This is a genomic window from Kitasatospora sp. NPDC057738 (genome assembly GCF_042798815.1).
GTDB classification, from domain to species: Bacteria; Actinomycetota; Actinomycetes; order Streptomycetales; family Streptomycetaceae; genus Kitasatospora; species Kitasatospora lactacystinica.
On sequence record NZ_JBHVJT010000030.1, the window covers coordinates 84,736 to 95,375 of the forward strand.

General features: G+C 73.1%; 9 protein-coding genes. 6 read left to right on the forward strand and 3 right to left on the reverse strand.

Going from position 1 to position 10,640, the window contains the following annotated elements:
- Positions 1 to 159: 159 nt before the first annotated feature.
- Entirely contained in the window at positions 160 to 804 is a 645-nt protein-coding gene (locus ACFVGO_RS18475) for a dihydrofolate reductase family protein (RefSeq protein WP_359915594.1), read from the reverse strand.
- Between the two features lie 371 nt (positions 805 to 1,175).
- Here ACFVGO_RS18475 and ACFVGO_RS18480 point away from each other — a divergent pair, with 371 nt between their 5' ends.
- The 3 genes from ACFVGO_RS18480 (at position 1,176) to ACFVGO_RS18490 (ending at position 3,255) form a co-directional block, all read left to right on the forward strand.
- Positions 1,176 to 2,246, forward strand: a complete 1,071-nt coding sequence (locus ACFVGO_RS18480) for a phosphatidylinositol-specific phospholipase C domain-containing protein (protein ID WP_380632864.1) — start codon at positions 1,176 to 1,178, stop codon at positions 2,244 to 2,246.
- Between the two features lie 114 nt (positions 2,247 to 2,360).
- A complete protein-coding gene (locus ACFVGO_RS18485) occupies positions 2,361 to 2,753 on the forward strand; it encodes a ribonuclease (RefSeq protein ID WP_359915598.1) in 393 nt (130 codons plus the stop codon).
- 151 nt (positions 2,754 to 2,904) lie between these two features.
- Positions 2,905 to 3,255, forward strand: a complete 351-nt coding sequence (locus ACFVGO_RS18490; protein WP_359915600.1) for an isomerase — start codon at positions 2,905 to 2,907, stop codon at positions 3,253 to 3,255.
- 139 nt (positions 3,256 to 3,394) lie between these two features.
- Here ACFVGO_RS18490 and ACFVGO_RS18495 read toward each other — a convergent pair whose 3' ends face one another.
- Positions 3,395 to 5,002, reverse strand: a complete 1,608-nt coding sequence (locus tag ACFVGO_RS18495) for an alpha/beta hydrolase (protein WP_380632868.1) — start codon at positions 5,000 to 5,002, stop codon at positions 3,395 to 3,397.
- A gap of 159 nt (positions 5,003 to 5,161) precedes the next feature.
- On the opposite strand from ACFVGO_RS18495, the gene ACFVGO_RS18500 reads away from it, so the two are divergent.
- The 3 genes from ACFVGO_RS18500 (at position 5,162) to ACFVGO_RS18510 (ending at position 9,280) form a co-directional block, all read left to right on the forward strand.
- Entirely contained in the window at positions 5,162 to 6,514 is a 1,353-nt protein-coding gene (locus tag ACFVGO_RS18500) for an MFS transporter (RefSeq protein ID WP_359898349.1), read from the forward strand.
- Between the two features lie 60 nt (positions 6,515 to 6,574).
- Complete coding sequence (locus tag ACFVGO_RS18505) at positions 6,575 to 7,555, forward strand: SAM-dependent methyltransferase (RefSeq protein ID WP_380632870.1); 981 nt, start codon at positions 6,575 to 6,577, stop codon at positions 7,553 to 7,555.
- A gap of 93 nt (positions 7,556 to 7,648) precedes the next feature.
- Complete coding sequence (locus ACFVGO_RS18510) at positions 7,649 to 9,280, forward strand: purple acid phosphatase family protein (RefSeq protein ID WP_380632873.1); 1,632 nt, start codon at positions 7,649 to 7,651, stop codon at positions 9,278 to 9,280.
- A 127-nt stretch (positions 9,281 to 9,407) separates the two neighbouring features.
- Here the strand turns inward: ACFVGO_RS18510 and ACFVGO_RS18515 are convergent.
- On the reverse strand, positions 9,408 to 10,640 hold a 1,233-nt coding region (locus tag ACFVGO_RS18515; RefSeq protein ID WP_380632875.1), incomplete at its 5' end, for a cytochrome P450.

Genomic DNA, 10,640 nt, shown 5'->3' on the forward strand with positions numbered 1-10,640 from the left:
ATCGGGACAAGCGGGGTCTAACCCCCAGACCCTGTGACCTCCGGAAGGTCCCCCACACCCAACAACACCGCCCCCCCCCCCCCCGGGGGGGGCCCGCCGTCGTCCGTGCCGGAGGGACCGTGCCGTCGTCCGTGCCGGAGGGACCGGGCCCGGGGCCGGCTACGGCCTGGTGAAGGTGTAGTGGGTGACGCCGCTCGGACTGGTCACCGCCTCGGTGCGGAAGCGCCGCTCCAGCCCTTCGAGCCCGCCCCAGAGCGGCTCCCCCCGGCCGAGCAGCACCGGCACCACGACCACGTGCAGGTGGTCGACCAGATCGGCCTCCAGGAAGGCCCGGACGGTGGCCGGGCCGCCGCCGATCCGCACGTCCAGGCCGCCGGCCGCCTCCCGGGCCCGGCGCAGCGCCTCCTCGGGGGAGGCGTCGAGGAAGTGGAAGACCGTCCCGCCGTCCATCTCCAGGGAGGGGCGCGGGTGGTGGGTGAGCACGAAGACCGGGGTGTGGAACGGCGGGTTCGGCCCCCACCAGCCCCGCCAGTCCTCGTCCTGCCAGGGGCCGCGCTGCGGGCCGAACTTGTTGCGGCCCATGATCTCCGCGCCGATGCCGTCGCCCCAGGTGCGGGCCATCGCGTCGTCCACGCCGGTGTCGCCGCCCTCCTGGCCGTTCATCCGCCGGAACGTCCGGGTGCGGAAGAACCAGCTGTGCAGCCGGTCGCCGGCGTGGCCGAACGGCGCGTCGAGGCTCTGCCCCTCGCCCGTGCCGTAACCGTCCAGGGAGATCGAGAAGTTGTGGACCCGGACCAGGGACATCGGTTCCTCCGCCGTTCTGCGCGCCTCGCGCGTGTCTCGGGTGCGGACCGCCCGCACCCCGCGCGCGGGCCACGTTAACCAGGAGTGGCTATCGCCTGACGCACCATCACCGCCCCCGGGCGTGGCGCGGCGCGTGCCGTGACGGATGGCGGGGCGGCGGCGCGTGCGGTGACGGTGGCGGCGGGGTGCGGTGACGGGTGTGGCGGATGTGGAGCGCGTGGAGGAAGGGGAGGGGAGCGGGGGAGAAGCGGTGCAGCCGTCACGCTATTGTCGTGCCTTCTTCATTCTGAGCACGCCCGGGCGGGCGATGCTTCGTCAGGCTGCCCGGGAGCAGGGCGGCCGGCATCCCATGACTTGGGGGGACCGTTCCGATGACCGTACGCCGCACCCTGACCGGATTCCTGGCCGCAGGCCTGATCGCCGCCGCGGCGGCGCTGATCCCGACCGCCCCGGCGGACGCCACCACGGGCGGGTCGGGCGACCTGCCGTTCGGCTCCGCGACCACCGTCGGCCTGCACAACACCTACGACCCGGCCGCGTTCCCGTACCTCGCCCAGGGCCTGGACACCGGCACCGGCATGATCGAGCTGGACCTCTGGCCGAACGTCTTCACCAAGACGTGGCAGGTCAGCCACTCCAACCCGTTCGGCAACTCCAACAACTGCACCGCCGCGAGCACCCCCGCGCAGCTCTACGCGGGCGGCACCGACCAGAACCTGGAGAGCTGCCTGGACGACGTCCGGGTCTGGCTCGGCGCGCACCCGGGCGCCGGGCCGCTGGTGATCAAGCTGGAGCTCAAGCCGGGCTACTCGGCCAACCTCGGCATGGGCCCGGACCAGCTGGACGCGCTGATCGCCCAGCACCTCGGCTCCGCCGTGCTGCGCCCGGCCGACCTGCTGGCCAGGCCCGGCGGCGGCTCGTACGCGAGCGTCGACGAGGCGGTGCGGGCGGGCAACTGGCCGAGCCGCTCGGCGCTGGCCGGGAAGGTGCTGCTGTACGCGATCCCGGGCACGGTCGAGCTCGGCAACCCCTTCGACACCCTGCACACCGACGTCGAGCAGGGCCGGCACCTGCGCGATCTGGCGGCGGCCGGCCGGATCGGCCAGGCGCAGGTGTTCCCCTCCGTGCTCGGCGCCGCCACCGGCGACCCGCGCGGCCAGTACGCCGGGGCGGACGCCTCGATCCGGCCCTGGTTCGTGGTCTTCGACGGTGACGCCTCCACCTACGTCAGGACCGTCGACACCGCCTGGTACGACAACGCCCACTACCTGCTGGTGATGACGGACTCCCACCTGGTCGCGCCGGAGATCAGCGGCACGGATCCGACCGCGGACCAGGCCCGGGCCCGCACCGAGCAGCTGGCGAAGGCGCACGCGAGCATCGTCTCCAGCGACTGGCGCAGGCTCCCGGCGGTGCAGTCGCTGGTGCTGTCGCGCGGCTGAGGCCGGCCCGGCGGCTGACCGGGCCGAGGCCCTGACGGGTACGTCGAGTTGACCGGAGGTGAAGAGTTGGAACGGGGCTTCCGATGGCTCCCGACCGTCGCCATCCTGGTTGTCATGACCCGAACTCTACGCGCGTGGAAGACCCGCGTCGCCGCCACCGCCGCCGTTGCCCTGGTCACCCTCGCGCCGATCGCCGTCGCGACCGAGGCGCAGGCCGCGGTGAGCGGCTCGGTGTGCCTGTCCGCCCTGCCGTCCCAGGCCGGCACCACCCTCGACCTGATCGCCTCCGGCGGTCCCTTCCCGTACAGCCAGGACGGTGTCGTCTTCCAGAACCGGGAGCGCGTGCTGCCCGCGCAGTCCTCCGGCTACTACCACGAGTACACCGTGGTCACCCCGGGCTCGCCGACCCGCGGCGCCCGTCGCATCGTCACCGGCAAGCAGTACCACGAGGACTACTACACCGCCGACCACTACGTGACCTTCCGCAAGATCAACTTCGGCTGCTGAACCGGCCACCGCTCACCGCTCCACCGCTCCACCGCTCCACCGATCACCGCTCCACCGGGCACCTCCGGGGCCCCGGCGCCGCACCCCGCGCCGGGGCCCCGGGCGCGTCCGATAGCGTCGGGGCGTCCGGCAACGACTCCTGGAGGTTCCCGTGCCGCAGATCCTGGTCGACCACTCGGCCGAACTCGACTTCGACCGGGCGGCGCTGGCCGCCGAGGTCCACCAGGCGATCACCGAGGTGATCGACACCACGGTGGCGGACTGCAAGACGCTCTTCCGTCCCGCGGGCCGGCACCACGTCGGCGACGGGACGAGCGGCGAGGCCGTGGTGCTGGTCGAGGTGAAGATCCTGGCCGGCCGCAGCACCGAGCAGCGCGCCGAACTGACCGCCCGGGTGCTCGCCGCCCTGCGCGCCCGGATCGACCGGCCCGCCGCCATCGGCGTCCAGGTCACCGAACTCGACCGGGACACCTACCGGTTCGTCCACCACCCCGGCCACTGAGACCCCGGCCACTGAGCCGTGAACTCCGAGCCGTGAACTCCGAGCCCTGCCGCCGAGTCCCGTCCGCCGGGCGGGGTCCGGGGAACGGCGGCGGCACCGGGCCCGTGAGCCCGGCGCCGCCGGTGGAGCAGGCCCGCGGTCAGTCCGTCGGGCAGTGGATGCCCGCGGCCGGGACGGTGCCGTCCAGCAGGAACGCGTCCACCGAGGCGCGGACGCACTTGCTCGCGCCGTAGCCGGTGTGGCCCTCGCCGTCGCGGCTGATCAGGACGGCGTTGCCGAGTTCGGCGGTGAGCTTCTCGGCCCAGGCGTACGGGGTGGCCGGGTCCCCGGTGGTGCCGACGACCACGATCGGGGCGGTGGCGGCCGACTTGATCACGTGCGGCTTCTCGGTCGCGCGGAACGGCCAGATCCGGCAGTCCGGGTCGAACAGCGAGGCCATCGGGTCGTGCTTGCCGACCAGCGGGGCCTTGGCGGCGAGGTCGGTCAGCGCGGCCTGCAGCTGCTCACCGGCCGGGGCGTCGGTGGCGCCGTCGGCGCAGTGGATGGCGGTGTAGGCGTCCGCGGACGGGCTGTAACGGCCGTCGTCTTCGCGGCCGTTGTAGCCGTCGGCGAGGTTGAGCAGGTAGTCGCCCTTGCCGCGCACCATCGCCCAGCCGATGGAGTTGCGCAGGCCGGTCCAGGCCTTCTCGCCGCCGTAGAGCCGGCTGAGCACACCGGTCCAGGCCGCGCTGGAGGTGAGGGTGCGGCCCTTCTCCGTCTTGAGCGGCTTGTCCTTGAGCCCGTCGAGGAAGGCGGCGAGCTTCTGCGGGGCCTGGTCGGCGTCCTTGCCGAGCGGGCACGCGTCCTTGGTGACGCAGTCCGCGGCGAAGGCCTTCAGCGCCCGCTCGAAGCCGGCCGACTGCTCGATGTTGTGCTGGATCAGCGAGGTGGAGGCCGAGGTGGCGCCGTCCAGGACGAGCCGGCCGACCCGGTCCGGGAACTCCTCGGCGTAGAGCGAGCCGAGGTAGGTGCCGTAGGACATGCCGAGGTAGCTGAGCTTCTGGTCGCCGAGGGCGGCGCGCAGCACGTCCATGTCCCGGGCGGTGTTGCGGGTGCCGACGAAGGGCAGGACCTGTGCGTACTTGGCCTGGCAGGCGTCGGCGAGCTGCTTGCCGTGGTCGTCGCCGGCCTGGTCGGTGTTCAGCCAGGCGTCCCGGGCCCGGTCGTCCAGGCAGTTGAGCGGGCTGGTGCCGCCGGTGCCGCGCGGGTCGAAGCCGACGATGTCGTAGCGGTCGTGCAGCGGGCCGTCGAGGCCCTTGGGGTCGTAGGTGACCATCTGGACGCCGGAGCCGCCCGGGCCGCCGGGGTTGAGCAGCAGGGAGCCGATCCTCTGGTCGGGCTTGGTGGCCGGGTTGCGGACCACGGCGACGTCGAGGGTGCCGGCGGCCGGGGCGGTGTAGTCGAGCGGGACCTTGAGGGCGGCGCACTGGAGCGCCGAGACGTCCTCCTTGTTCTGCGGGTCCTTTGCGCAGGGGCCCCAGGCGAGCTGCTGGCCGTAGAAGGCCTTGAGCGCCGGGTCGGCGGCACCGGTGGGCTTGACGGTCGGGGTGGGCGTCGGGGTGGCCGTCGGCGTCGCGCCGGCGGGGGCCGTGGTGGCCGCGGGCGCGGCGGCCGTGCCGCTCCCGCCGGTGCAGCCGGCCAGCAGGGCGGCGGTGGCGACGGCTGCGACGGCGGCGGGCAGGACGCGCCGCGGATTCCTGGTGATCATGAAATGCACGGCACAGGAATATCACCTGCCTGTCACATCGGTCACATGGGATTCTCGGAGTTCTCCGCACGACGCCTCTCGCCACGATGCCGGGGTGGAGCCGTCCGCCGGGCGCGAGGGGTGATTCCGCGGGGCGCCGAACGATGCCATGCTGAGGTCATGACAGAAAGCAGTGCGGTGGCCCCGCTCCGTGAGCAGGCGGAAGCCGGCGGGCGGCGGCGGGAGTTGGCCGCGGCGACGGTCGGATCGGTGGTCGAGTCCTTCGACTGGAGCATCTACGCCGTCCTCGCGCCCTACTTCGCGGCGGACCTCTTCGGGCACGGCAAGCACGGCGTCAGCGGCGTGCTCGGCGCGTACGTCACCTTCGCAGTGGGCTTCGTCGCGCGGCCGGTCGGCTCCTACCTGATCGGGCGCCTCAGCGACACCAGGGGACGGCGCTTCGCGCTGAGCCTCGGCATGGCGGTGATCGCCGCCGCCAGCCTGGGCATCGCCGTCATCCCCGGCCAACAGGCCATCGGGGTCTGGGCGGCACTGCTGGCCGTGCTCGCCCGGGTGGTGCAGGGGCTCGCCTTCGGCGGGGAGGCGCCGAGCGTGGCCGCGTACGTGACCGAGACCGCCCCGCCGCGGCACCGCTTCGCGTTCAGCTCGATCTCCTACGGCGGGATCGTCCTCGGCTCGCTGCTCTCCTTCGGGGTGCTCACCGTGCTGATCCACACCATCGGCAAGTCCGGTCTGGAGAACGGTGGTTGGCGCCTGGGTTTCGCGGTCGCCGCACTGCTCGGGCTGGCCGCCGTCTGGGTGCGGCGGTGGGCGCCGGAGAGCGCGGAGTTCCGCCGCACCCGGGAGCGCGCGCGGCGCACCGCCCGCCCGCCGTTCCTGCGGACGCTGCGCGAGCACCGGTGGGCGGTGCTCACCGTCTTCCTCAACACCCTCGGGGGGACGGTCGGTTACTACTTCGCGCTGGCGTACCTGCCGCAGTACGCCGCCGCCTACCACGTGGTCGGCAAGGAGGAGGCGGCCTCCTTCATGACGGTGGTGCTCGTCGTGGTGCTGGCCACCATGCTGCTCACCGGTGTCGCCGCCGACCGCTTCGGCCTGCTGCCGGTCGCCCGGATCGGCTTCGGCCTGCCGATCCCGATGGTCGGCATCCTGCTCGCCGGGCTGCGCCAGGGCTGGCTGCCGTTCCAGGTCGTCGCCGTGCTGCTGGGGATGCTGGTGGCCACGGTGCTCGGCACGCTCAACGTCTTCACCGGGCTACTCTTCCCGACCGAGGTGCGGGCGGTCGGCCTCGGCGTGGTCAACGCGACCACCATCGCCGCGTTCGGCGGCACCTTCCCGCTGCTCGCCGAGTGGCTGAACGGCCGTCATCTGCTGGGCCTGATCCCCGGATACGTCACCGTCTGCACGGCCGGCCCGGCCCTCGCGCTGCTGACGGCGATGAAGGTGCCGTCCTTCGCCGCGGCCGTGCGGGGCGCGGAAGCCTCGGTTCAGCGGACACCGGGAACCGCCTGACGGACAGTCATCCACTGTGGTTGAGTGGTCCGGACCATTGCTGATCGGGGAGGGCGGAGCATGGGCACCGACGCATCGGGTGCGGACATACCGGACACTGCCGGACGGGGCGTCGGCGCATCGGACACCGGTCCGGGTGTCGGCGGTCCGGACGACCGGGGTTCGGACGACTGGGGGTCCTACGACCGTCCGCCGGGCGCCGGCCTGTCGGAGAGCTGGCTGACCGAGCCCGGGTTCGAGGAGCCGCCGCAGGTGGACCTGCGCACCGACCGGGCGCACTCGGCCCGGGTCTACGACTACCTGCTCGGCGGCAAGACCAACTTCCCCGCGGACCGCGAGGTCGGCGACCGCGTCCTGGCCGACCTGCCCGGCGTGCGCGCGGACGCCACCGCCGCCCGTGCCGTGATGCACCGGATGGTGCGCCGGCTCGCCGAGGTGCACGGCGTGCGCCAGTTCCTGGACGTCGGCACCGGCATTCCCACCGCGCCCAACCTGCACGAGATCGTGCAGTCCGTCGACCCGGCCTGCCGCGTGGTCTACGTCGACAACGACCCGATCGTGCTCGCCCACTCGCGCGCCCTGCTCACCAGCACCCCCGAGGGCCGCACCGCCTACGTCCAGGGCGACCTGCGCGAACCGGAGCGGTTCCTCGCCGACCCGGCGGTGGCCGGCACCCTGGACCTCCGCGAGCCGGTCGCCCTGACGCTCATCAACATCGTCCACTTCCTCTCCGACGAGGCCGCGCACCCGCCCGTCCGCAAGATCCTGGACGCCCTGCCCGCCGGCAGCTTCCTCGCGCTGTCCGCGGGGACGGCCGACATCGCGCCGGAGCGCAGCGCGGCCGCCGCCCGCCGGTACGAGGACGCCGGGATCACGCTTCACTTCCGCTCGCGCGAGCGCGTCGAACTCTTCTTCGCCGGGCTGGAGTTGGACGATCCTGGGGTGGTCCTGATCAACGACTGGCACCCGGAGCTCGCCGAGGTCCCGGCCCCGGGCGGGGGCACGGTCTCGGTGTACGGGGGAGTCGGCCGCAAGGCGTAGTCGGATCCTTCCTCGTCAAAACGATCGTCTTTACGTGCTCATGTCATTAAAGTGACTGCCCGTCGAACCCCCCACTCGGCAGGCGGAGATTTCATGACCATTGCACGCAGGTCCATCCTCAAGGGCACCTCGGCGGCCGGAGCCGCCCTCGTGGCGGCAGGGACGGCGGCCGCGCAACCCGCGGCCGCCCAGCCGGCCGACGACGCGCCCGCCGGTCCGCTCCTGCAGACCACCCCGCACCGCGCCGGAACGGCCTCGGTGACCGGGCTGCACCTGCAGTTCGGCACCGACGCCAGTACGGAGATGACCGTCTCCTGGCTCACCCCGCAGTCCGTGCGCCGACCACAGGTGCGGTACGGCTCGCCGGACGGCGGCCTCGGCCGGGTCGTCCAGGCCGAGACCCGCACCTACCGGGACTCGATCGACAAGGTCGAGGTGTACGTCCACCACGCGCGGCTCACCGGCCTGCGCCCGGGCACCACCTACCTCTACAACGCCGGCCACGACGGCGCCAACGCCGAGACCGGCACCTTCACCACCGCCCCGCGCGGCCGAACCCCCTTCACCTTCACGAGCTTCGGGGACCAGGCCGCGCCCAACCTCCGCCGCCGGATCACCTTCCCCGACGGCATGCCCTCCCCGCTCGGCAAGTACCCCGTGTTCATGAGCAGCCAGGTCGGCACCGCGGCCTCCGCCGACATCGTCGCCGCCGTCGAACGCGTCGGGCCGCTGTTCAACCTCATCAACGGCGACCTCTGCTACTCCTCCTACGCCGGCCGCCACGGCCAGAGCCGCACCGCGACCTGGGCCGACTGGTTCATCAGCAACAGCCGCTCCACCCGGCTGCGGCCCTGGATGCCCTGCGTCGGCAACCACGAGAACGAGGGCGGCAACGGCCCGATCGGCGCGACCGGCTACCAGGCCTACTTCACCCTCCCCGACTCCTCGGCCTCCTCCGACGAGGAGACCCGGGGCATGTGGTACGCCTTCACCGTCGGCTCGGTGCGCTTCATCAGCCTCGCCAACGACGACGAGGCCATCCAGAACTCCGGCGACGTCTACCTGCGCGGCTACTCCGGAGGCGCCCAACGGCGCTGGCTGGAGCGGGAGTTGCGGGCGGCGCGGAGCAGCCGGGCGATCGACTGGATCGTGGTCTGCATGCACCACCCGATGATCTCCAGCTCGATGCACGGCTCCGGCAGTGACCTCGGCCTCCGCGAGACCTGGGGCCCGCTGTTCGACGCCTACGGGGTCGACCTGGTGGTGTGCGGCCACGAGCACTACTACGAGCGCTCCCACCCCGTCCGCGGCACCCTGCCCAACGACACCCGCACCCCGGTGCCGACCGACACCCGCACCGACCTCGTCGACACCGGGCGGGGCACCGTCCACATGATCATCGGGGCCGGCGGCAACGCCGCCACCACGCAGGACGACCTCTTCGAGAAGCCCAAGGGCCGGGTGGTCGTCGGGCTGGAGGACCCGAAGCCGGGCGCGCCGTACCGGGAGTCGGTCTGGGTCACCGAGGACGCGCCCTGGGCCGCCGTCCAGGACCGCACCCACGCCCACGGCTTCGCGGCCTTCGAGGTCGACCCGGGCGACCGGCGCGGCGGCACGACCACCATGAAGGTCGTCTACTACACCTTCGACGGACCGCACGGGGACCTCACCCCGGTGGACACCTTCACCCTGTACCGGCGCCGGACCGACGGGCGCGACGGCTGACGGCCGGGCCGCCCGGCACACGGCCGACCGGCGCAGGTCAGCCGTGTGCCGGTCACCCGTGTGCCGGTCACCCGTGTGCCGGGCGGCCCAGGGCGGCCCAGGGCGGATAAGGGCAGCCCAGGGCGGCTCAGCGCCGGAACAGACCGGTGAGCACGTCCCACCAGCCGCGGCGCTGCGCCGGGACCGTCGGGGTCGTCGGGGCCTGCGGCCCGGCCGTCCCGGCGCGCCCGGCGTTCCGGGGGCCCGGAACGGCCTGCTGAGCCGCCGAGCCGCCCTGCTCCACCTGCTGGGCCCCGGCCTTCGCCTGCTCCGCCTCCGCCTCCTCGGCCTCCGCCACCGAGAGCGGGTCCGGCTCGATGTCGCGGGCGGTGAACTCCACCGGCAGCGCCGTCAGATGACGGGAGATCCAGGCCGAACTCCAGGTCAGCTCCTCCTCGGCCACCGCGAGCCGGACGTCCGGCAGCAGGGTGAGCAGGATGTCGATCCCGGCCTCGGCGACGTGCCGCCCGATGTCCTGGCCGGGGCACTCGTGCGGACCGGCGCCGAAGGACAGGTGGGAGCGGTTGCCGTACAGCGGGGCCGCCAGGTCGGGCCGGACCACCGGGTCCACGTTGCCCGCCGCGAGCCCGAGCAGCAGCAGGTCCCCGGCACCGATCCGCTGACCGCCCAGCTCGGTGTCGGCGGTCGCCCAGCGGCCGGCCACCAGGGACATCGGCGGGGAGTCCCAGAGCACCTGGTCGAGCGCCTCGCCCAGGGTCATCTGGCCGCCGGAGAGGTGGGCGCGGAACCGCGGGTCGGTGAGCACCATCTTCAACGAGTCGGCGATCAGGTTGACGGTGGTCTCGTTCGCGGCCAGCAGCACCACCCGCAGGTGCTCCATCACCTCGTCCTCGGTCAGCCCGGCCGGGTGCGCCAGCAGGCGGCTGGTCAGGTCGTCACCGGGGCTTTCGCGCTTGAGGGCGATGGTCCGGCGCAGACCGGCGACCACGTACTCGTTGCTGGCGATCGCCGTCTCGGTGCCCTTCAGCAGGTCCCGGGCGGCGGTCACCAGCTGCGGCCCGTACTCGTCCGGCATGCCGAGCAGCTTGGTCATCACCAGCATCGGCAGGTGCTCGGCGAACTGGGAGATCAGTTCGGCCCGGCCGGTCGGCCCGACCACCTGGACCAGGTCGGTGGTGAAGCGGCGGACGTGACGGCGGATGCCGCGCCGGTCGAAGCCGTTCAGGCCGTCCAGCAGCGCGCCGCGCAGTCGGCGGTGCTCGTCGCCGTCCGCGAACACGCAGATCGGCTGCCAGGCGACCACCGGCAGCAGCGGCGAGTCCGGCGGGACCTCGTTGTTGCGGAAGGCGCTCCACAGGCG